The organism is Simonsiella muelleri ATCC 29453, from assembly GCF_002951835.1.
GTDB classification, from domain to species: Bacteria; Pseudomonadota; Gammaproteobacteria; order Burkholderiales; family Neisseriaceae; genus Simonsiella; species Simonsiella muelleri.
The window spans coordinates 894,856-916,368 of record NZ_CP019448.1 but is presented as its reverse complement, the minus strand read 5'-3'; the positions used below and the strand labels follow the sequence as shown (position 1 = coordinate 916,368).

At 41.0% G+C, this 21,513-nt stretch carries 20 protein-coding genes and 1 pseudogene; 19 read left to right on the top strand and 2 right to left on the bottom strand.

Going from position 1 to position 21,513, the window contains the following annotated elements; all coding sequences use genetic code 11:
• Positions 1–21 precede the first annotated feature (21 nt).
• From BWP33_RS04460 to mltB, 6 genes are all read left to right on the top strand, one after another.
• Entirely contained in the window at positions 22–1,650 is a 1,629-nt protein-coding gene (locus tag BWP33_RS04460; protein ID WP_002641755.1) for a class I SAM-dependent DNA methyltransferase, read from the top strand.
• Positions 1,643–3,043, top strand: coding sequence for a restriction endonuclease subunit S (locus BWP33_RS04455; RefSeq protein WP_002641756.1), 1,401 nt, complete (start codon positions 1,643–1,645; stop codon positions 3,041–3,043). The genes BWP33_RS04460 and BWP33_RS04455 overlap by 8 nt, the downstream gene beginning before the upstream one ends.
• Positions 3,036–4,073 carry an SIR2 family protein gene (locus BWP33_RS04450; protein WP_002641757.1) on the top strand — a complete coding sequence of 346 codons (1,038 nt, stop codon included), beginning with the start codon at positions 3,036–3,038 and terminating at the stop codon, positions 4,071–4,073. Before BWP33_RS04455 ends, BWP33_RS04450 begins: the two co-directional genes overlap by 8 nt.
• Complete coding sequence (locus tag BWP33_RS04445; protein ID WP_224451200.1) at positions 4,057–7,242, top strand: type I restriction endonuclease subunit R; 3,186 nt, start codon at positions 4,057–4,059, stop codon at positions 7,240–7,242. The genes BWP33_RS04450 and BWP33_RS04445 overlap by 17 nt, the downstream gene beginning before the upstream one ends.
• Before the next feature lie 177 nt (positions 7,243–7,419).
• Positions 7,420–8,523: a peptide chain release factor 2 gene (prfB, locus tag BWP33_RS04440; RefSeq protein WP_002641759.1), complete on the top strand. Its 1,104-nt coding sequence runs from the start codon at positions 7,420–7,422 to the stop codon at positions 8,521–8,523.
• A 307-nt stretch (positions 8,524–8,830) separates the two neighbouring features.
• Positions 8,831–9,937 (top strand): lytic murein transglycosylase B, encoded by a 1,107-nt coding sequence (mltB, locus tag BWP33_RS04435; RefSeq protein WP_002641760.1) that lies wholly within the window; start codon positions 8,831–8,833, stop codon positions 9,935–9,937.
• A gap of 209 nt (positions 9,938–10,146) precedes the next feature.
• Here mltB and BWP33_RS04430 read toward each other — a convergent pair whose 3' ends face one another.
• Positions 10,147–11,067, bottom strand: coding sequence for an aldose 1-epimerase (locus tag BWP33_RS04430; RefSeq protein WP_002641761.1), 921 nt, complete (start codon positions 11,065–11,067; stop codon positions 10,147–10,149).
• Between the two features lie 5 nt (positions 11,068–11,072).
• Between BWP33_RS04430 and BWP33_RS13130 the strand changes: the two genes are divergently transcribed.
• From BWP33_RS13130 to BWP33_RS04420, 3 genes are all read left to right on the top strand, one after another.
• Positions 11,073–11,201 carry a hypothetical protein gene (locus BWP33_RS13130; protein ID WP_263479593.1) on the top strand — a complete coding sequence of 43 codons (129 nt, stop codon included), beginning with the start codon at positions 11,073–11,075 and terminating at the stop codon, positions 11,199–11,201.
• Complete coding sequence (gene rfaD, locus BWP33_RS04425; protein WP_002641762.1) at positions 11,198–12,202, top strand: ADP-glyceromanno-heptose 6-epimerase; 1,005 nt, start codon at positions 11,198–11,200, stop codon at positions 12,200–12,202. The genes BWP33_RS13130 and rfaD overlap by 4 nt, the downstream gene beginning before the upstream one ends.
• A gap of 290 nt (positions 12,203–12,492) precedes the next feature.
• Positions 12,493–13,155, top strand: coding sequence for an NAD(P)H-dependent oxidoreductase (locus BWP33_RS04420; protein ID WP_002641763.1), 663 nt, complete (start codon positions 12,493–12,495; stop codon positions 13,153–13,155).
• An 86-nt stretch (positions 13,156–13,241) separates the two neighbouring features.
• Here BWP33_RS04420 and eda read toward each other — a convergent pair.
• Positions 13,242–13,816, bottom strand: a pseudogene (gene eda / locus BWP33_RS04415) (bifunctional 4-hydroxy-2-oxoglutarate aldolase/2-dehydro-3-deoxy-phosphogluconate aldolase).
• A 412-nt stretch (positions 13,817–14,228) separates the two neighbouring features.
• Here eda and BWP33_RS04410 point away from each other — a divergent pair.
• The 10 genes from BWP33_RS04410 (at position 14,229) to mlaE (ending at position 21,511) form a co-directional block, all read left to right on the top strand.
• Positions 14,229–15,065, top strand: coding sequence for an RnfABCDGE type electron transport complex subunit B (locus tag BWP33_RS04410; protein WP_002641765.1), 837 nt, complete (start codon positions 14,229–14,231; stop codon positions 15,063–15,065).
• Between the two features lie 159 nt (positions 15,066–15,224).
• Positions 15,225–16,664 (top strand): tetratricopeptide repeat protein, encoded by a 1,440-nt coding sequence (locus BWP33_RS04405; RefSeq protein ID WP_002641767.1) that lies wholly within the window; start codon positions 15,225–15,227, stop codon positions 16,662–16,664.
• 134 nt (positions 16,665–16,798) lie between these two features.
• Positions 16,799–16,909 carry a phosphoribosyl-ATP pyrophosphatase gene (locus tag BWP33_RS13285; protein WP_002641768.1) on the top strand — a complete coding sequence of 37 codons (111 nt, stop codon included), beginning with the start codon at positions 16,799–16,801 and terminating at the stop codon, positions 16,907–16,909.
• A gap of 255 nt (positions 16,910–17,164) precedes the next feature.
• Positions 17,165–17,488 carry a histidine triad nucleotide-binding protein gene (locus tag BWP33_RS04395; protein WP_002641769.1) on the top strand — a complete coding sequence of 108 codons (324 nt, stop codon included), beginning with the start codon at positions 17,165–17,167 and terminating at the stop codon, positions 17,486–17,488.
• 53 nt (positions 17,489–17,541) lie between these two features.
• Positions 17,542–17,748 carry a Sec-independent protein translocase subunit TatA gene (tatA, locus tag BWP33_RS04390; protein ID WP_002641770.1) on the top strand — a complete coding sequence of 69 codons (207 nt, stop codon included), beginning with the start codon at positions 17,542–17,544 and terminating at the stop codon, positions 17,746–17,748.
• 9 nt (positions 17,749–17,757) lie between these two features.
• Positions 17,758–18,222 carry a Sec-independent protein translocase protein TatB gene (gene tatB, locus BWP33_RS04385; protein ID WP_002641771.1) on the top strand — a complete coding sequence of 155 codons (465 nt, stop codon included), beginning with the start codon at positions 17,758–17,760 and terminating at the stop codon, positions 18,220–18,222.
• The gene (tatC, locus tag BWP33_RS04380) at positions 18,219–18,971 is read left to right on the top strand and encodes a twin-arginine translocase subunit TatC (protein ID WP_002641772.1); all 753 of its coding nucleotides are present in this window, start codon (positions 18,219–18,221) and stop codon (positions 18,969–18,971) included. The genes tatB and tatC overlap by 4 nt, the downstream gene beginning before the upstream one ends.
• Before the next feature lie 207 nt (positions 18,972–19,178).
• The gene (locus BWP33_RS04375) at positions 19,179–20,024 is read left to right on the top strand and encodes an ABC transporter ATP-binding protein (protein WP_002641773.1); all 846 of its coding nucleotides are present in this window, start codon (positions 19,179–19,181) and stop codon (positions 20,022–20,024) included.
• A 43-nt stretch (positions 20,025–20,067) separates the two neighbouring features.
• Positions 20,068–20,685, top strand: a complete 618-nt coding sequence (locus tag BWP33_RS04370) for a hypothetical protein (RefSeq protein WP_002641774.1) — start codon at positions 20,068–20,070, stop codon at positions 20,683–20,685.
• Between the two features lie 49 nt (positions 20,686–20,734).
• Entirely contained in the window at positions 20,735–21,511 is a 777-nt protein-coding gene (gene mlaE, locus BWP33_RS04365; protein ID WP_002641775.1) for a lipid asymmetry maintenance ABC transporter permease subunit MlaE, read from the top strand.
• Positions 21,512–21,513: the final 2 nt, after the last annotated feature.

Sequence of the window (21,513 nt, the reverse complement as noted above, 5' to 3'; positions counted from 1 at the left end):
ATAATCATGCCGACAAAGCCCATGCTTGAACAAGCTTTCCTAAATGATCTAGATGAAAAACTTTGGTCATCTGCCGATAAACTGCGCCAGCAGCTTGATGCTGCCAATTACAAACACATCGTACTCGGCCTCATCTTCCTGAAATACATCTCCGACAGCTTCACCCATCAGCAAGAAAAAATTCAGGCAGAACTGAGCAATCCCGAAAATCCACTCTATCTTGACCGCGCTTTTTACGATACGGACGAAGAATATCAAGAAGCCTTAACCATCGAACTGGAAAACCGCGACTACTACACTGCCGACAATGTGTTCTGGGTGCCGCAGCAAGCCCGTTGGGATGAGATTAAAGCCGTTTCTATCTTAAACATCGGCGCAGAGCTGCCTTGGGGAGGGAAATTTTCCGGCGTAGCCAAACTGATTGACGATGCCTTCGATGCCATTGAAAAAGACAACGAAAAACTCAAAGGCGTACTTCAACGCATCAGCGGCTATGCCGTAAACGAAGACACCCTGCGCGGACTGATTATCCTCTTCTCCGATACCAACTTTACCCGTCCGACTTACAACGGCGAGCCCGTACATTTAGGCGCAAAAGACATTCTCGGCCACGTTTACGAATACTTCCTCGGTCGCTTTGCCCAAGCAGAAGGCAAACGCGGCGGCCAATATTTCACGCCGAAATCCATAGTTTCCCTGATTGTCGAAATGCTCGAGCCATACTCCGGCCGCGTGTATGACCCGGCCATGGGCAGTGGCGGCTTTTTCGTGCAAACCGAACGCTTTATTACCGCCCATCAAGGCAACATCAACAACGTGTCTATCTACGGGCAAGAATTCAACCCGACCACCTGGAAACTCGCCGCCATGAATATGGCCATCCGCGGCATTGATTACGACTTCGGCAAACACAACGCCGATAGCTTCACCCAGCCGCAACACATCGACAAAAAGATGGATTTCATCATGGCAAACCCGCCATTCAACATCAGCGATTGGTGGAGCGAATCCCTTGCCGATGATCCACGTTGGGCATACGGCACGCCGCCCAAAGGCAACGCCAACTTCGCTTGGCTGCAACACATGATTTACCACCTCTCGCCCAACGGCAAAATGGCATTATTGCTTGCCAACGGCTCCATGAGCAGCCAAACCAACAACGAAGGCGAAATCCGCAAAGCCATCATCAATGCCGACTTGGTCGAATGTATGGTCGCCCTGCCCGGCCAGCTCTTCACCAACACCCAAATCCCCGCCTGTATTTGGTTTTTAAACCGCAACAAAAAGCGCAAAGGCGAAGTGTTGTTTATCGACGCCCGCCAAATCGGCTATATGAAAGACCGCGTATTGCGCGATTTCACCACTGACGACATCGCCAAAATTGCCAACACCCTCCACACTTGGCAAACATCAGACGGCTACGAAGACCAAGCCACTTTCTGCAAATCCGCGACTTTAGAAGAGATTGCAGACAACGACTTCGTCCTCACACCGGGGCGCTACGTCGGCACCGCAGAACAAGAAGACGACGGCGTGCCATTTGCAGAAAAAATGCAAAATCTGACCGCTCTTTTGAAGGAACAATTTGCGAAAAGTGCGGAATTGGAAGCAGAGATTAAGAAGAATTTAGGGGGATTGGGGTATGAGTAATTGGAAAGAGTATAAATTAGGTGAGCTTGTAGAAATTACTTCTAGTAAAAGAATTATGAGGTCAGAATATCAAGAAGATGGTATTCCATTTTTCAGATCAAAAGAAATTATAGAATTAAACTCTGGAAATGAAATAACAACTGAGTTATTTATTTCAAAAGAACGTTTTTTAGAAATAAAGAACAAATTTGGAACACCTAGTTATGGAGATATTTTACTTACCTCTGTTGGTACATTAGGTGTTCCATATTTTGTAAATTATAAAGAAGAATTTTATTTTAAAGATGGAAATCTAACTTGGTTTAGAAAATTTAATAATATTTTGCGTAGTAAATATCTTTATTACTGGTTTTCTTCGCCTGTTGGAAGAAAAGCTTTAAAAGAAATTACTATTGGCTCTACACAGCCAGCATTGACTATAACAGGATTAAAATCATTAACAATACATCTTCCAACCTTAGAAGAACAAGATTATATTATTGAAATACTTGATCATTTATCAAGTAAAATCCACCTCAACACCCAAATCAACCAAACCTTGGAACAAATCGCCCAAGCCATGTTTAAAAGCTGGTTTGTCGATTTCGACCCCGTGCATGCCAAAGTCCAAGCCCTTTCAAACGGCCTGAGCCTTGAACAAGCGGAACTGGCAGCCATGCAGGTAATCAGCGGAAAAACACCCGAAGAACTGACCGCACTTTCACAAACACAGCCTGACCGCTACGCCGAATTAGCCGAAACCGCCAAAGCGTTTCCGTGTGAGATGGTGGAGGTTGATGGGATTGAAGTGCCGAAGGGGTGGAAACAAACAGCACTTTCAGAAATTTGTGAAATGCAAAATGGTTATGCATTTAAAAGTTCAGAATGGACTGATAGTGGAATTCCAGTAATAAAAATTGGCTCTATACAATCCAAAATTCTGACAGTTGAAGGAAATGGTTTCGTTTCAGAAGATAACTTATCTTTGCGTTCTAATTTTGTTTTAAATGATGGAGATATTGTCATTGGACTAACAGGCGCTTATGTTGGAAAAGTAGGGAGAATGCCAGCAAATAAAAGGGCTATGTTGAATCAACGTGTAGCTAAATTTCTAGCTAAACAAATAAATGAATCTGAAACATTTTATAGCTTTATATATATGAATGTAATTCAAGAAGAATTCAAAAACTTTGTTGACTTTACTGCACAAGGTTCTGCACAACCAAACATTAGCACTAAAGATATTTTAAAATATCCACTATTGCTAGCAAATAATGATGTACATTTAGCCTTTGAAAAGTTATTAAATAAAATTCTAGATAAATCCATATTTAATAGCTACCAAAATGAGGTCTTATCTAATTCTAGAGATCTATTGCTACCTAGATTATTAGATGGGGAGAATTATGAATAACAATTATTTAGAACGCCTTTTCATTGAAGAATTAAATTCAGAAGGAGAAGAAATAGTTATTAGAGGAAGTGTTTTTCTTCGGGACCAAATTTTATCTAAACTAGAACCTGAAACTTATGAGTTAGCCTTTCAAGACTGGAAAAACCAACGTAAACAACAAGCAATTGACACTGCTAATCAGATTTTAGAAATTGCAGATAATAAACAACGATTCCATAAGCTAAAAGAAATCTTTAGAAGAAATAAACTCACCCCATTTATTGGAGCTGGACTTTCTATGCCTTCAGGATTTCCATCATGGAAAGGTTTTCTTTATGAAGTACAAAAAGAATCAGGAGCAGATTTCCCTATTTTTGAAGAACATATTCATAAAGGAGAATACGAAGAAGCTGCACAATTATTATTTGATGTAGATGAAGGTCATCTACAAGAACATTTAGAAAATCAATTTGGTAAATCTCCAAATCTCGGAGAACTACAAGGAATTATATGTAGACTACCTGAATTTTTTAAGGAAACCATAATTACAACAAATTACGATGATTTACTTAAAAAAATATATGCAGATCAAGATATTCATTTTGATCAAGAACTATGTGGTATTGATGCTGAAGAGTTTAAAAAATTATTTGGAGAAGGCTATCGAATTCTTTTAAAGCTACATGGAACATTTATAAGTAAAAACAAAAGAGTACTTACCCAGGATGATTATCAAAGACATTATTCCGAACACAATATCCTCAGAACCTGTGTAATGGAATCATTATTTTCTCAATCTTTGCTATTTTTAGGTTGTAGCCTAGATAAAGATCGAACATTACAATGTATGGCAGAAATTGTTGAAGAACGAGGCAAAGATAATCTACCTAAACACTATGCTTTTTTATCTTGTGAAAATCTATCTGATAAAGAACGAACAACTCGCAGAAAAGTACTTCAAAAATCCAATATTTTTCCAATTTGGTATGATGGCGATCATGATGAAAGCATTGAAGCCTTATTGGAATTATTAAATGATGGAGAATCATAAAATGCTCAACGAAAACGACATCGAACAACTTACCCTTCAACGTCTGCAATCCATCGGCTGGGAATATCGCTATGGTAAAGACTTGCCTGTTCATGAGGGCGAGTTTGCCCGTGGCGATTTGAGCGGCGTAGTCTTTGTTGAGCAACTGCGTGAGGCGGTGCGTAAGCTTAATCCGCAGCTGCCTGAAAGTGCGGTTGATTCAGTGGTAAAATCGGCGACGAAAAGCGATATTGGTAACTTGGTGGTGCGTAATCAGGCGTTTTATAAACTGTTGCGTGATGGCGTGCGGGTGGAATATCAAGCTGATGGTGAGCAAAAAATCGAAATGGCGCGCTTGGTGGATTTTGAGCAGGTAAAGAACAACCGCTTTGTTGCCGTCAATCAGCTGGAAATCCGCAGCCGTAAAAGGGGCAAGCGTATTCCCGATATTATCGGCTTTGTGAATGGCCTGCCCTTGGTGGTATTTGAGCTCAAAAATCCGCTGCGTGAATCGGCGGATTTGTTGCAGGCGTTTAATCAGTTTGAAACCTATAAAGATGAGATTGCCGAGCTGTTTGTTTATAACCAAGCCCTGATTATTTCAGACGGCATTGCCGCACGTTTGGGCTCGCTTTCGGCAGATTTCCAACGCTTTACGCCGTGGAAAGTGGTCGATGAAAAAAACAAAAGCGCGCGCTTATATTTTGATGATGAATTGCAAAGCCTGCTCACTGGCTTAATGCAGCCTGAGGATTTATTGGACTATATCCGCTATTTCGTCTTATTTGAGCGGGATTCCAGCGGTAAAACCATTAAAAAAATCGCGGCGTACCATCAATATTACGGCGTAAATGAAGCGGTAGATTCCACCATTTGGGCGACTTCAGAAAAAGGCGACCGCCGCATTGGTGTGATGTGGCACACGCAAGGTTCGGGTAAATCGATTTCCATGTTGTTTTATGCCGGCAAACTGCTTGCGCAGCCTGAATTGAAAAATCCTACCATTGTGGTGGTTACCGACCGCAACGATTTGGATGGTCAGCTTTTCCAAACCTTTTCTTCAGGCAAAGATTTAATCAAACAAACACCGCAACAAGTGGAAGACTGCGATCAACTGCGCCAGCTACTCGCACAAAATGAAGTGGGTGGCGTGTTTTTTACGACGATTCAGAAATTCGCCCTAAATGAGGAAGAAAACCGCTTCCCTGTTTTAAATGAGCGCAGCAATATTATTGTAATCAGCGATGAAGCACACCGTAGCCAATATGGCTTTACCCAAAAATTGCATAAAGACAAGTTTCAGGCAGGCTACGCCCGCCATTTGCGCGATGCGCTGCCTAATGCTTCGTTTATCGGTTTTACCGGTACGCCGATTAGCCTAGAAGATAAGGATACGCAAGATGTGTTCGGGCGTTATGTGTCGATTTATGACTTGCAAGATGCGGTGGAAGATGGCGCAACTGTGCCGATTGTGTATGAAGCACGCCAAATCCGCTTAAACGAAAAAGAACACGATGAGCTATTCAAAGAAATTGATGATTTACTGGAAGAGGAGCAATCCCCTGCCCTGCGTTTGCAGGAAAAATTGCTGGGTTCGCAAGCCCGCCTTGCCGATTTAGCCGCAGATTTTGTGCAGCATTTTGCCAAACGCAATGAAGTGGTGGACAGCAAAGCGATGATGGTGGTTTCCAGCCGTCAGATTTGCGTGGACTTATACAATGAAATCATCAAACTGCGCCCTAAATGGCATTCGGACAATATTAACGAAGGGGCGATTAAAATTGTGATGACGGGTTCTGCTTCCGATGCGCCGGAAATGCAGAAACACGTTTACAGTAAACAGGAAAAGCAAACGCTGGAACGCCGCTTTAAAGACCCGAACGATCCGCTGAAAGTGGTGATTGTGCGCGATATGTGGCTGACGGGCTTTGATGCGCCTTGCTGTAATACGATGTATATCGACAAGCCGATGCAGGGGCATAACTTAATGCAGGCGATTGCCCGAGTAAACCGTGTATTCCGTAATAAAAGTCGAGAAAATGGCGGCTTGATTGTGGATTATGTGGGGATTGCCGAAAAACTCAAAGAAGCGACCCAGCAATACACCAATTCGCAGGGTAAGGGCAAACTGACTGATAACGTAATTGATGTGTTCTTTAAAATGAAAGAGCATTTAGAATTTATCCGTAGCCTGTTTGCAACGCCGGTTGAAGGGAAAACCTTTGATGTTCAGACGACCTTAGAAAAAGATAATCCGAATGATCTTTTAATGGCTATTCGTTTTGCCGCCAACCATATTTTAAGCCTCGATCAATTACCGTTTGATGGCAAAGCACACGAGCAACATTGGTTTGATAAAAAAGAAACAGAACCTCGCAAAAAAGCCTTTTTGAAAGCAGCAGGCTTGGTGAAAAAAGGCTATATGCTATGCGGCTCATTGGCTGAAGTTGAGCCGTATAACCAAGAAATCGCCTTTTATGATGCCGTACGCGCTATTCTCACGAAGCGTGGACAAAATGGTACAGGTTCTAATGAAAGACAGATTTTATTGAAAAAACTGGTCAATCAAGCCGTCTATTCCGAAGGCGTGATTGATTTGTTTGACCTGCTGGAAAAACCGCAGCCACAAATCAACCTACTTTCTGAAGAGTTTTTGCAGACCATCAAAAACAGTCCGACTAAAAATTTATGGGTTAGCGCGATGGAGCATTATTTGGCAAGTGAAATCAAAGCCAAATCAGGCGCGAATCTAACATTGCAAAAAGACTTCGAGCAACGTTTGAAAGAAGCCCTAAATCAATACCACAACCACAATTTAAGCGTGGTGGAAATTTTGGATGAGCTCTTCAAAATGAGCCAAGACTTCCAAGAACGCTTATCTTTAGGTGAAAAGCTTGGTCTAAAAAAAGAAGAATTGGCTTTCTACGAGGCACTTGCTCAAAACCAAAGCGCACGGGAACTGATGGGCGATGAAGTACTGAGCCAACTCGCCAAAGAAATTACGGATACGCTCAGAAAATCCGTTACCATCGACTGGCAATACAAAGAAGGCGTACGGGCAAAAATGCGTATTCTCGTTAAACGCGCCCTACAACGCTACAAATATCCACCTGATAAGCAAGAGGAAGCGGTAAGCTATGTAATTAAGCAAGCGGAGGAAATTGCTGAAGATTGGACAGACGAGGCATAAATATCTTAACTAATTGGTTAAACGACTATAAATCAATTTATTTATTAATATTCAGGCAGCCTGAAAGAAATATGCGCCCAGCTACATCATTAACAAAATATTTTTCAGGCTGCCTGAAAACTGTTTATTTAAAATACGCTACAATACACCCCTAAAATTTTTAAGGAATACAAAAACATGGAAACAGAACAAATTAACCAATTAAACAATCAATTAGATGATTTGGCTCAACGTAACCGTGATATTCGCGATTACATGGATTATCAAGGCAAAAAAGAACGTTTGGAAGAAGTAGTCGGTTTGTCCGAAGACCCAGAATTGTGGAATGACCCTAAACGCGCACAAGAAATTGGTAAAGAACGAAAAATATTAGAAGGCATTGTTTTAACAATGGATAATCTTGAAAATGGTATCGCCGATAATCGTGAATTAATTGATATGGTGGTAGAAGAGAACGATACCGATGGTTTTGCAGCAATTATCGCAGACGTGGCAGACTTAGAAACACAAATGGCTGCTTTAGAATTCAAACGTATGTTCAATCAGCCAGCCGACCCCAACAATTGTTTCATTGACATCACCGCAGGTGCAGGAGGCACAGAAGCCGAAGATTGGGCTGGTATGTTGTTCCGTATGTATTCGCGTTACGCCGAACGCAAAGGATTCAAATTGGACATTTTGGAAGAAGATGATGGCGAAATCGCAGGCATCAACCGTGCCACCATTCGCGTGGAAGGTAAATACGCTTATGGCCTGTTGCGAACCGAAACAGGCGTACACCGCTTAGTACGTTATTCACCGTTTGATGCGAATAATAAACGCCACACGTCTTTTGCGTCTGTGTTTGTGTATCCTGAAGTGGACGACAGCATTGAAATTGACATCAATCCAGCCGATTTGCGCATTGACACTTATCGCGCATCGGGTGCAGGTGGTCAGCACATCAACAAAACCGATTCCGCCGTCCGTATTACTCATGAACCCACTGGCATCGTGGTGCAATGCCAAAACGACCGCTCACAACACGCCAATAAAGCAGCAGCAATGGAGATGTTGCGTTCCAAATTGTTTGAATTGGAAATGCGTAAACGCAACGAAGAAAAACAAGCTCTAGAAGAAGGCAAATCCGATGTGGGTTGGGGTAGCCAAATTCGTTCTTATGTGTTGGATTCTTCGCGGATTAAAGATTTACGAACTGGCTACGAAGTGGGCAACACCAAAGCCGTGTTAGATGGCGATTTGGACGGCTTTATTGAAGCAAGTTTGAAACAAGGCGTTTGATTTTCAGACCTGTTCATTTAACCCGCTGTATTTTTAGGACTGGATTCACTGGACGTATCATCTTTCAGGCAGCCTGAAAGATTGTATGTTCGGTGAAATTAATTAACAAAATATGGTTATTTAATAATCTGTATTCACTGCCAAACGCAATGTCTTTTTGCCCCATTTAGCACGCCTGCTGCGTTGTTTGCTCCCTTATGTACGAGATGTATATCGGTCGCCGTATCCTATTTTTATTTTAAACAAATATAATTTTCCCTATTATTTAATTAATTGATATAATTAAATTTTTAATTTTGATAAAACCATGAAACATTACGCCACATTATTGGCGACCGCCACTGTGCTGGTCGCTTGCGGTGCAGAATCGCAAAAACCCAATACTGCCGCCACCAAACCTAAAGTAGCGGATTCTACGCACGTTATCACGCAAGCCACACAAGCCAATGATATACGTCCTTTTTTTAATCAGCCAGCTGCCAGCGTTGCCGAAACGGGCTTTTTGGCAAATCCCAACGTGCAAGCATTTATCCGCTACAATGTGCAACAAAATGGCATGAATGAAGCTGAATTACAACAATTTTTTAGCCAAGTCCGTCATCGCAGCAGTTTAATTGCCACAATGGATAGACCGGGGACTTCACGCCCATGGTATGAGTTCAAAGTCGGTAATGGCGGCGCAAGTAAAATAACCGCTGGGCGAAAATTCTACGCCAATAACCGTGCCAGTATTGACCATGCTGCCGCGCAATATGGTGTACCTGCTGAAATTATTATCGCGATTATGGGCATTGAAACCAATTATGGCAGCAACAAAGGTAATGTTTTGGTAGCGGATTCTTTGGCAACTTTAGCATTTGATTACCCAAGACGCGGTGAATTTTTCCAAGGCGAATTGATTGAATTTCTGAAAATGGCAAAAGAAGAAAAACGCAATGAATTTGATTTTACAGGAAGTTTTGCAGGTGCAATGGGTTTGCCACAATTTATGCCATCTAGCTACCGCAAATGGGGCGTAGATGCCGATGGCGATGGTCGGCGCAATATTTGGACGAGCGTACCCGATGCAGCAGCGTCGGTTGCCAGTTATTTGAAAGGCTTTGGCTGGCAGACAGGCGGACGCATGATTATTCCTGTTTCGTTACAAATTACACCACAACTTCAAGCCATTATTGATGAAAAAACCGCTTTAAATTATACGATTGGTCAATTAAAACAATTGGGCATTGTGCCATTACAACCCGTGGCGGATAATGAACGCGCGGTGTTGTTCCGTTTGGAAACCGAACCGGGGTATTATGAATATTTTGTGGGACTGAATAATTTTTACACCATTTGGCGATACAACAACAGTCGTATGTATGTAACGGCGGTGCGCGATATTGCCAATGGCATCAGTGGTGGAAATTTATAATATGTCATTTAGTCGTTTAAAATTAACGATACTCATAGCATTGTCCACTTCCTTATATATTTAGATGTACACAATGGTCGCATTGTCCTATTTTAAACAACGATACTTAAGAAACAAAAATAGCACAAAGCGACCAGACCCAACATATATGCACCAAGTACATAAAGATATAAATGGTATCTGTACCATTGGATTTATTGGACTATATTTTACTGATTTTGTAGAACATATCTCGTGCTAAATACCTGAATTTCGCCACTTTCCAACACCACCAAACCCATTTTATTATTAAATGAATCAGGTGCAGCACTCAAATTTTCAATGGCAATAGAATCGCGTTCAGGCGGAATATACACTTGCAAATAAGGATAAGATGACTCCGCAAAAATACTGAATTTCAATGCTTGATTTTGTAATACACAAGATGCAACTTCATGATTTTTCAATACAAAACTATTATCCAATTGCACATTTTTTAGCGAATAGGCAGCCTGAAAACGCTCATCACTTAATAATTTGCCCGTTGGCAATAACTCTGAATTAAATTCAAGCTGTTGTGTGCTATTAATTTGCAACGTCCAATCATCAACTTTCCCTCCCAACGTAAAATAAGGGTGCCAACCGTCCATAATTGGCAATGCGGTTTTGCCTGTATTGATGGCTTCGGTGGTGATGCTTAAACCACTTTCATCTAATAAATATTTGATTTTTAATTGATAATTAAAAGGATAACCCACATCATCTCGCATATAATCGGCGCGGATGATTACCCATGCTTGATGTTCATCATGATGTGATTGTTCTAAAACAAAATTTGCGTCATACATCAAACCATGAATGGCGTGTTTACCTAAAGTGTGTTTGCTACAATGGTATGATTTTCCAGAAAATTCATATTTTCCCAATCGCATCCGACATGCGTAGGGGCTTAATTTCGCGCTGTGAAAACCATTAATGAGATTGGCACGCGCATCGGCTGGGCTGCTGAATGCGTCCACAACATTCCACCAATTTCCATCTATTTTATTGATTTCAAAGCAATTTAATAAGCCACCATACCGATAAATTTCAGCACGATGCGTTGAACTCAATAACATGATGCTTTCTTGTTTTAATTCAATAGAATACATTTTTTATGCTCCAAAATAAACGTTTCAGGCAGCCTGAAAAACAAAATTGTACCGCTTTTCAGGCTGCCTTTACACACCCAATATTACCTATTAGAATGTCGGCGTTTATGCCAATTCTAAGGATATCATCATGACCATCATCGTAACGGGTGCGGCTGGTTTCATCGGCAGTAATTTAGTTAAAGCATTGAATCAACGTGGTATTACCGATATCATTGCGGTGGATAATTTGAGCAAAGGCGATAAATTCCACAATTTAGCTGATTGTGAAATTGCCCATTATTTAGATAAACATGAATTTATCCAATTGGTGCGCGACCATCATTTTTTGAAAATGGACATAGATGCGGTTTTGCATCAGGGGGCGTGTTCTGACACCATGAATCACGATGGTAAGTATATGATGGAAAATAACTATCAGTACACATTGGATTTATTGGACTGGTGTCAATTTGAGCGCATTCCATTCATTTACGCTTCCAGCGCGGCGGTATACGGCAAAGGCGAAGTGTTCCGCGAAGAACGCCCTTTGGAAAAACCATTAAATGTTTATGGCTACTCAAAATTTTTGTTTGACCAAATTTTGCGTCAACGCATACACGCAGGTTTGACTTCGCAGGTGGTTGGCTTACGTTATTTTAATGTTTACGGAATGCGCGAACAACATAAAGGACGAATGGCATCAGTAGCTTATCATCATTTTAATCAATACCGTGAACAAGGCTTTGTTAATTTATTTGGTGAATACGGTGGTTACGGTAAAGGTGAACACAGCCGCGATTTTATTAGCGTGGAAGACATTGTTAAAGTGAATTTATTTTTCTTAGATAATCCTGATAAATCAGGAATTTTCAATGTTGGCACGGGACGTAGTCAGCCGTTTAATGATTTGGCGGCAGCAACCGTGAATGCGTGTCGTGTGGCTGCCCATCAGTCGCCACTTTCATTGACGGAATTGGTGGCACAAAAATTGATTCGCTACGTTGATTTTCCCGATGCGCTGGTTGGCAAATACCAATCGTTCACGCAAGCCGATATCACGCAATTACGTTTGGCAGGCTATACCGATGATTTTCTCACGGTAGAACAAGGTGTTGAACGTTATGTCGCGTGGATGTTGGAAAATCTAGGGTAGTTGCTTTCAGGCTGCCTGAACATCACAAACCGCAATCTGTGTTAGGACGCACAAAAAATAAACATAGTAGCGATATCGCCATTTATTTGAATATAAGAACCTGTATTCACAGCCAAGCGATGTCTTTTTACCCCATTTAGCACGCCTGCTGCGTTGAGTTTTATGCCAATAGGAACGCTATTGACACAAAATTCGCCTTGCATTCGCACCAACTGGGACAAAAATCCATTTCATGTTGGCTATGAATACAGGTTCTAAAATATTTTTTAATTTTAATCAGGACATTAATCATGACCATTTTAACCAAAGAGCAATTCTTATCCGCTTACCAAAATCGCAAATCTTGTCGCTATTACGACCCCGAACGCAAAATCAGCGCAGAAGATTTTGAATTTATTTTAGAATTAGGACGCTTGTCGCCCAGTTCAATTGGCAGTGAGCCTTGGCAATTCATTGTTGTGCAAAGCCAAGCCTTGCGCGATGCCATGAAACCATTCGCATGGGGCATGGCGAACGCATTGGACACCGCTAGCCACATTGTCGTGATTTTAGCTAAGAAAAACGCTCGTTTTGACAGCGAATTTTTATTAGAAAGCATCAAACGTCGTGGCACAACAGACCCAGATGACATCACCGCCACACTCAAACGCTACGAAAGTTTTCAACTGAATGATATGCCCATTTTGCAAGACGAACGCGCCTTGTTTGATTGGTGCAGCAAACAAACCTACATCGCCTTAGCCAATATGATGACAGGTGCGGCTATGGTTGGCATTGATTCTTGTCCGATAGAAGGTTTTGATTATGCCAAAATGAATCAAGTTTTAGCAGAAGCTGGTGCATTTGCCCCAAGCGAATGGGGCGTGTCAGTGGCGGTTACGTTCGGTTATCGCGCTAAAGAAATTGCCCAAAAAGCACGTAAACCTTTGGCAGAAATTACTAAATTTTTATAAGATAAAATTTTGTTAAATCAAACTTCAGGCAGCCTGAAAAACCATTCCCGCGTTTTCAGGCTGCCTGAATGTCATGAAAAGCATTATCAACGCAATGCGGATGCTTCTTTAGCCAATTGCGTGATTTTATTCCAATCGCGGTTTGCGACTACATCTTTGGGTGTCAACCAAGTGCCGCCCACGCATAACACGTTAGGCAATTGCAAATATTCAGGCGCAGAGGTCAAATTGATGCCACCTGTTGGGCAGAATTTCACTTGTGGGAATGGACCATACAAAGCTTTGAGCATGTCAATCCCCCTACTACTTCGGCTGGAAATAATTTGCAAGTATCTATGCCATGTTCCAACGCCAACATCAATTCACCTGGCGTAGCCACACCTGGAATCAATGAGATGCTACTTTTCAGACTGGCTTCAGCCAATTTAATGTTAAGTCCAGGACTAATGGCAAACACTGCGCCTGCATCTTCAACGGCTTTCAATTGTTCGCCATTGATAACCGTACCAGCACCAACAATTGCGCCTTTCACTTCTTTGGCAATCAATTTAATGGCTTTCAAACCATGTTCGGTACGCAATGTAATTTCCAAAGTCGGAATACCGCCCTCCACCAGCGCATGTGCCAAATCAACTGCCGTGTCAATATCGTCAATCGCCATCACAGGCACAACCGCGCCAGCAGACAAAATATCGCGTGGATTCATGATGTTTCCTTATTGATTAAAATGAAAATATAAGTAGTAAAACCCCATGATTATAGCTGATTTAAGTATAACTTTGGGAAATTTATGGAAATTGTGTAATTTTATTACAAAAATAAGTTAATAAAATCATTTTAGACTGCCTAAAAACATTTAAATCATTGTTGATGCAAAAAAAAAAAAAAAAAAAAAATAGAAATCACCTAATTTATTTTCTTTATAAGAAATCTATGTTTTTTGAATACAATTAATAAAGTTTTATATAATCATCATATTAAATTTCTAATGAATAAATTTTGCATTTGTAAACATTGCATCAAAAATTATTTTGATATAATCACTCTTGTCATTAAATTTTACTTATTTTTTCATGTCCATTACCGCCGACAACATTAACCAATTATTGCCACAAACCCAATGCCGTGAATGCGGTTTTTCAGGCTGCCTTCCCTACGCTGAAGCGTTGGCGAACAATGCAGCCGAATTGAATTTGTGCGCGGCAGGCGGCAAAATCGTCATGCTGGATTTGGCAAATTTGCTGCAACGCCCCACCAAACAACCTGAAAAAATTCAACCCAAAACATTGGCTTATATTGATGAATCGGTGTGTATTGGTTGTACGGCGTGTATTCGGGCGTGTCCTGTTGATGCGATTATGGGCGCGTCCAAATTCATGCACACCGTGTTGACAGACGAATGCACAGGCTGTGGTTTGTGTGTTGCGCCCTGCCCTGTGGATTGTATTGATTTAATTGATGTTAAAGACGAATTTCTACCACGAAATCATTATTTGGCATCGCAACCATCGCTTGCTCCACGTTCTCAGGCAGCCGAACACGCCAAAGCACGTTACGACAATCATACCCAACGAAAACAACGTGAAAATGATGCTCGCCGTGCCAAGCTCGCTCAACGTGAAGCCGCCACCAAACAAGAATTCGCTAACCCAGAACAAAAAAATACGTTTAATCCTGCTGATTTGATTGCCCAAGCTATGGCAAAAGCACAAGCACAAAAAAATCAACGTGTTGTACCCAATAACCGTGAAGATTTCCAAAAAATTCAAATCCAAAAAGCACAAGAAAAAGCACTATACAGCCGCAATATGAACAAAATGCGCTACGGCAATGACGAAGAAAAAGCACAAGCCTTGATTTGGTTACGCGAATACAAAGCCACACAAGAAGCAAAATTAACCAAAAAATAAACAGAGAGATTTACCATGCAAAAAATCAAAATCGGTATCGTGGACATAGCAGGTCAAGCCGTTCAAAACATGAATTTAATATTCAGGCTGCCTGAAAATACTGGTTTAACTAACGTTGCTTGATTTTCATCAGCTCAACGTATTGACACGAAAATTGTGATGTTTGCTTTTCAACCACCACCACCTTTTGCTGAAATGGAACAAATTGAAATTGCTGATGCAAAAGTATCGGATTTCAAACCCATCTATTTCACTAAAAAATATGCCAATCTCTATCAATCCAAAACACAACCACTTCATTATGCGGATAGAATTTTATTACGCGCCAATGACTTAGTATTGTATTTGATTGAAGATGAGGGGCGTGTTAATCGTGTTTCTGCGGCGCGCGTGTGGCAAAATTTGTATTATCCAAACGGTGAACCCATCGGCACAGCTTTAGTGTCCGCCAAATCCAATGAAACTTTATTCAACGATTTTTATCATTTTTCACAACTGGATTCTCAAGGAAAAGAACATCTTTATTACCGTAATCAACACACCCTAAATCAAACACAAATTCGCCAACAATTAGAATTACTCAGCCGTGCCGAACAAAAAGGCGAAATGTGGCTGCCTGAACGCAAAATGATTGTGGACTTCCCTCCTCATAAACAATTTGCCGAACATCCAGCTAATGGCGTGGTGTCCGATGAATTTTTGAAAAGCGTGGTGTCGCGCTACGCCCGAGAAAACAATGCTGCATGTTTGTTTGCCGTGGCTTTTTGGATGCGCGAACGTCGGAAACTCCCACAAGCTTTGTTGGGTTTTCAAAAATCCGCCGAAAAAAACTTTCCCCACGCTTGGTTAGAATTGGGTTTGGAATATTTAGGCGGCGAAATGTTAGATAAAAATCTTGAGAAAGCAACGGCTTGTTTTCGTCAAGCGGCTTATGGTGGTTTACCATTGGGTAGCTATTATTTAGCATTAAGTTATATTGATGGCATTGGTATTGAGCAAAGTGATACACTGGCTTTACGCCATATGCAAAAAGCAGCTGAAGGCAATATTCATGCAGCTTATTTAGCATTAGCGTTATATTATCGCAATGGTTCATTTCATCACTTGCGCCCGCCCAGCAGTATTTACCACACGCTCACCCATAATGAAACCAATGCCCGAAAAGCAGCAGAACTCTTTTTTCAGGCAGCCGACAAACCTTGGGTAGGTGCGCCTATTGCCATGTTTTATTTAGCGGAATGTTATCGTACAGGTGAAGGATTATTATCTGATAAATTGTATGCGCGTGAGTTGTATCGTCAAGCATCGGCATTGGGTGATATCAAATACGATGAAATTCAACATGCTGCATATTATAATGGCGAAGTAGAACGTTTAATCAAAGTCGTGGAAGACAATGAGAAACCATTTGCTGCTTATTTACTGGGACGAATGTATTGGTTTGGTGAATTTGTTGAAAAAAATAAACGATTGGCTGAATATTATTTACAAATTGCTGCCAAATCCGCCCATTTATGCGCAGAAGATGCCAGCCAATTGCTGCAATCTGCACGTGAATATTGGAATAGAACCGAAAATCAAATAAAAGAAGAATTTTAGAACCCATGTTCGTAAGATTGATTGCTTGCTTTTTAAGATGACGAATACAGGTTCTAAAATTTATAGTTTGATTAAATGTAAACTCAATGTTTCAGTTTTAGCCTAAAAAATCTCCCTAATCAAAGGAATGATTTATGTCTAGCCCCCTTTCCCAAATCCAATATATTTTGGAACAACGCAAATCAACCAACCCTGCAACATCCTACACCGCCCAATTATTCCACAAAGACGAAGAAAATCATTAAAGAATATGGTAAAGTTCTAATAGCAAGCAAAGACAGTGGTGACGAACATTTGATTTATAAAACTAAAAATTTGTGTTTTCATAACATGATGTTACTTGTTCAGCACGGCTTGCGTGTGGAAAAGTGTTGGCAAAATTAGCCAAACAACAGGGTTTGATGGAAAAAGCCAGTCGCACCGAAAAATAAGCGCAATAATTTGAAAATTACTTTAAAATAACGCCATCTAATACTTGTTTAAATCCGAAAGGTAACATAATGGACAATTGTCTTTTCTGCAAAATTGTGGACAAAAAAATTCCTGCATCAGTGGTGTACGAAGATGAAAATATGTTGTGTTTCAAAGACATCAATCCATCTGCACCTGTTCATTTATTGCTGATTCCCAAAACCCATGTTGATTCACTCGCACACACCCAACCCAAACACGAAACGTTGCTAGGCAAAATGATGCTCAAAGTGCCACAAATTGCTACCGATGCTGGTTTAACCAACGGTTTTAAAACAAAAATCAATACAGGGAAAGGTGGTGGTCAGGAAGTGTTCCATCTGCATATTCATATTTTAGGCACGCCTGCTTAATCTATATTTTCAGGCTGCCTGCAAACATATTTTGATAATTGAAAGGAAAAATCATGGGGTTAACATCAATTTCGCATTGGTTAATTGTATTGGTGATTGTGGTATTGGTATTTGGTACGAAAAAATTACGCAATGTTGGCAAAGATTTAGGTAGCGCAATTCACGACTTCAAAGAAGGTTTGGACAAAGGCTCAAATCCCGAAACCACTAAAAAAGACGATGTCATTGAACATCAATCCAATACCGATAAAAAAGCGTAATTCTTTGATATGTTTGATTTTAGTTTTACTGAAATGCTATTGGCAGGCGTGGTCGCACTGATTGTATTGGGGCCAGAACGCCTGCCTAAAGTCGCGCGGTTTATTGGCGAATGGGTTGGCAAAATTCAGCGTTTAGCAACTGGCGTGAAAAGCGAATTGACCAACCACGCAGAATACACCGATTTGCTGAACATCAAAAATCAAGTCCAACAAACCACCCAAGAAATTCGCGAAGATTTACGCGATTTTGAAGAAAAAATTCAAACTAAAACAGAAGCTTGGAAAAATCTACCCGAACAAAAAACACCCGCTGATTTTGGTGTTGATGAACACGGCTTTCCCATTTTTTCAGGCAGCCCAAATACTAAATCACAAATTTGGCAAGTTAAATCATTGAAAAAACAATCTATGTCACGTAAACGGGATATGCGCCCCCGCCACCGTACCACTCCAAAACTAAGGATGCGAAAATGAACGATTCAACCGACCAAACGCAACCTTTAGTGGAACATTTATTGGAATTGCGCCGCCGTTTGGTGTATGCCGCGATGGGTGTGGCGTTGTGTTTTATTGCAATTGTGCCGTTTGCTCAACAACTTTATGCGTTTGTCGCACAACCTTTGATGTCGGTGCTGCCTGAAAACACCAGCATGATTGCCACTGATGTGGTTGCGCCATTTTTTGTACCCATTAAAGTCGCAATGATGGCGGCGTTTTTGGTAACATTGCCAAACACGTTGTACCAAATTTGGGCGTTTGTTGCGCCTGCTCTATACCAAAATGAAAAACGCTTGATTGCACCGTTGATTTTGTCCAGTGTTACTTTATTTTTTTCGGGCATGGCGTTTTGTTATTTTTTGGTTTTTCCTGTGATGTTCAAATTTTTTGCTGGCGTCACACCGCTTGGCGTGAGCATGGCAACCGATATTGATAAATATTTATCATTTATTTTGACGCTGTTTTTGGCATTTGGTATAACATTTGAAGTACCTGTAGCGGTGATTTTACTCAACCGCATGGGCGTTGTACCACTGGAAACCCTACAAGCAGCGCGTCCATATGTTATTGTTATTTCGTTTATTTTGGCAGCAATTTTTACGCCACCCGATATATTATCGCAAATTTTATTGGCAATACCGATGATTGTTTTGTATGAATTGGGTGTGCTGGTCTGCCGTATGAGTGGCAAGCGCGAAAATCATAACGAGAACACAGACACCTAATTATTCAGGCTGAATCCTTTGCAAAACCCTTTCAGGCAGCCTGAAAATAATTCTTCCTATTTAATTGAATTTTTGGTAAAAATACAATTTTTGCGTTACCAAATGCAAGACTAGGTTAAAACAAGTAGCTAAGTCTTGCCTTAATAAACTGATTTATTTTATTATTTTGATTAACTTTTTTCAGGCTGTCTGCGCCGAGTAAGAAACATGACCGTTCCTTTTATTGAATGTCAAAACATCGCTTTTTCCTATGACAACAATCATTCCGTTCTAAACAATGTGAATTTCATCATTGAAGAAGGGAAATTTGCTGCCATCATGGGTGGTTCAGGCAGTGGTAAAACCACTTTATTGCGCTTAATCACGGGGCAATTAGCCCCAACGTCAGGCAAAATCTTAATTAAAGGGCGCGATTTAGCCACTTTTTCCGCCGAAGAATTATATGAATATCGCCGCCGAATGGGTGTCTTATTCCAGCAAGGCGCGTTGTTTACCGATTTATCGGTATTTGAAAACGTTGCTTTTCCCATGCGTGAATTAACCAAGCTGCCTGAAACCGTTATCAATGATTTGGTCAAATTAAAATTGCACGCTGTTGGTTTACGTGGCACGGAAAATTTGATGCCATCCGAATTATCGGGCGGTATGGCAAGACGCGTGGCGTTGGCACGAACCATTGCACTTGACCCAGAATTAATGCTTTATGATGAACCATTTACAGGTTTAGATCCGATTTCTTTGGGTGTCATCGCTGAATTGATTCATCGTGTAAACAAAGCATTGCACTCCACCAGTGTCATGGTTACGCACGACATCGCACAATCATTGCTGATTGTGGATCAAGTGATTTTTTTAGCACACGGTGAAATTATGTTTTCAGGCAGCCCTACTGAAATGCTAGAAGAAAAATCAGCTTGGATTCAACAATTTGTTAGTGGCTCACCGACCGGACCAGTACCGTTTCGTTATGCTGCGAAAACAGGTTTACAACAAGACTTATTTGGCAAACAAGCCGTTTTCATGCCTTTGCCACCACCTACCCTCACACGATAAATAATGCCTTTTCAGGCAGCCTGAAAAAGAAATTGTTTAAAAAATGATGCTAGTAGAACCCAAAGATTATATTGAAAATTACGCTGATTTGCGTGAAATCATCGCACAATGTCGCCAGCATTTTGATGAAAATCGTTTGGCGCAATTTGCCGTTCAACCTGTTGTGTATGATGATGACCCCGAACACACTTTTGATGAACATAATCATCATCGCATACGCCTATTACTGGCTTTAGCGACTGAATTTAATGAATCTGATAAACCGTTGATTCGTTGGTTATTACGTGAAAATGGCAAATGCTTCAAATTCGGTTTTGACATCAGCATAGAAACCGCATTGGCAGCATTCATGTTGTACAAACACATGTGTTGGGAAGATACTGCCATTTTGTATGCCTGCAAATTCGCCTACGGCAGCAACGAACAATATATGGTAGATACAGAAATTGCACTTGGATTCGGTTTATCCGAAACCATGAATTATTTAGCAAAACAATCTGATAATCCCATCTATCAAGAAATGATTTACCAAATCCAAGCCTATTGCGGCAATGGCATTCGTCTCAAACTACGCGAGCAATTCATTGAATATTTTGAACAACGCCGTTTTGGTTATTTACAAGAAGAATTGGCGCGTGATTATGGGCTAATTGACGATTAATGATTTTTTCAGGCAGCCTGAAAAAGATAAATAATAGAATCTAATCAATATGAACTTTATTCAAAATATTGGCAGCAAAACACTGACTTTTATTCAAATACTTGGCGCAAATACTTTATTTTTGCTGAAAATTTTATCGCTGCTTCCACAAAACATCTTACGCCCACGCTTAATGATTCGCCAAATGTATTTTTCGGGCGTGCTGTCTATTTTGATTATTGCAGTATCGGGTTTGTTTGTGGGCATGGTGCTGGGCTTACAAGGTTACACGCAATTGGCAAAATTCAAAGCGGCTGACGTGTTGGGTTTCATGGTAGCGGCGGCGTTATTGCGTGAGTTGGGTCCTGTTTTGGCGGCAATTTTATTCGCCAGCAGCTCGGGAGGAGCGATGACCAGTGAAATTGGTTTAATGAAAACCACTGAACAATTAGAAGCCATGAATGTGATGGCCATCAATCCTGTAGCACGCGTGGTTGCACCGAGATTTTGGGCGGGTGTGGTGTCTATGCCATTGTTGGCAAGCATTTTTAACGTGGCAGGTATTTGGGGTGGGTATTTGGTTGGTGTGCAATGGTTGGGTTTGGATTCTGGCGTATTTTGGTCGCATATGCAAAACAGCATGACTTTTTCTTATGATGTATTAAATGGGCTGATAAAATCCATGATTTTTGGGACAGCCGTGTCGCTGATTGCGGTGTATCAGGGTTTTCATTGTCGCCCAACAGCCGAAGGGATTTTGCGTGCCAGTACACGTACTGTGGTATCGTCTGCTTTGACGGTGTTGGCTTTGGATTTTATTTTAACGGCGTTTATGTTTGCTGAATAATT

Coding starts and splice junctions, on each gene's coding strand:
- BWP33_RS04460 (WP_002641755.1), top strand. CDS start 22: ATGCTTGAACAAGCTTTCCTAAATGATCTAGATGAAAAACTTTGGTCA.
- BWP33_RS04455 (WP_002641756.1), top strand. CDS start 1,643: ATGAGTAATTGGAAAGAGTATAAATTAGGTGAGCTTGTAGAAATTACT.
- BWP33_RS04450 (WP_002641757.1), top strand. CDS start 3,036: ATGAATAACAATTATTTAGAACGCCTTTTCATTGAAGAATTAAATTCA.
- BWP33_RS04445 (WP_224451200.1), top strand. CDS start 4,057: ATGATGGAGAATCATAAAATGCTCAACGAAAACGACATCGAACAACTT.
- prfB (WP_002641759.1), top strand. CDS start 7,420: ATGGAAACAGAACAAATTAACCAATTAAACAATCAATTAGATGATTTG.
- mltB (WP_002641760.1), top strand. CDS start 8,831: ATGAAACATTACGCCACATTATTGGCGACCGCCACTGTGCTGGTCGCT.
- BWP33_RS04430 (WP_002641761.1), bottom strand. CDS start 11,067: ATGTATTCTATTGAATTAAAACAAGAAAGCATCATGTTATTGAGTTCA.
- BWP33_RS13130 (WP_263479593.1), top strand. CDS start 11,073: ATGCTCCAAAATAAACGTTTCAGGCAGCCTGAAAAACAAAATTGTACC.
- rfaD (WP_002641762.1), top strand. CDS start 11,198: ATGACCATCATCGTAACGGGTGCGGCTGGTTTCATCGGCAGTAATTTA.
- BWP33_RS04420 (WP_002641763.1), top strand. CDS start 12,493: ATGACCATTTTAACCAAAGAGCAATTCTTATCCGCTTACCAAAATCGC.
- BWP33_RS04410 (WP_002641765.1), top strand. CDS start 14,229: ATGTCCATTACCGCCGACAACATTAACCAATTATTGCCACAAACCCAA.
- BWP33_RS04405 (WP_002641767.1), top strand. CDS start 15,225: ATGTTTGCTTTTCAACCACCACCACCTTTTGCTGAAATGGAACAAATT.
- BWP33_RS13285 (WP_002641768.1), top strand. CDS start 16,799: ATGTCTAGCCCCCTTTCCCAAATCCAATATATTTTGGAACAACGCAAA.
- BWP33_RS04395 (WP_002641769.1), top strand. CDS start 17,165: ATGGACAATTGTCTTTTCTGCAAAATTGTGGACAAAAAAATTCCTGCA.
- tatA (WP_002641770.1), top strand. CDS start 17,542: ATGGGGTTAACATCAATTTCGCATTGGTTAATTGTATTGGTGATTGTG.
- tatB (WP_002641771.1), top strand. CDS start 17,758: ATGTTTGATTTTAGTTTTACTGAAATGCTATTGGCAGGCGTGGTCGCA.
- tatC (WP_002641772.1), top strand. CDS start 18,219: ATGAACGATTCAACCGACCAAACGCAACCTTTAGTGGAACATTTATTG.
- BWP33_RS04375 (WP_002641773.1), top strand. CDS start 19,179: ATGACCGTTCCTTTTATTGAATGTCAAAACATCGCTTTTTCCTATGAC.
- BWP33_RS04370 (WP_002641774.1), top strand. CDS start 20,068: ATGATGCTAGTAGAACCCAAAGATTATATTGAAAATTACGCTGATTTG.
- mlaE (WP_002641775.1), top strand. CDS start 20,735: ATGAACTTTATTCAAAATATTGGCAGCAAAACACTGACTTTTATTCAA.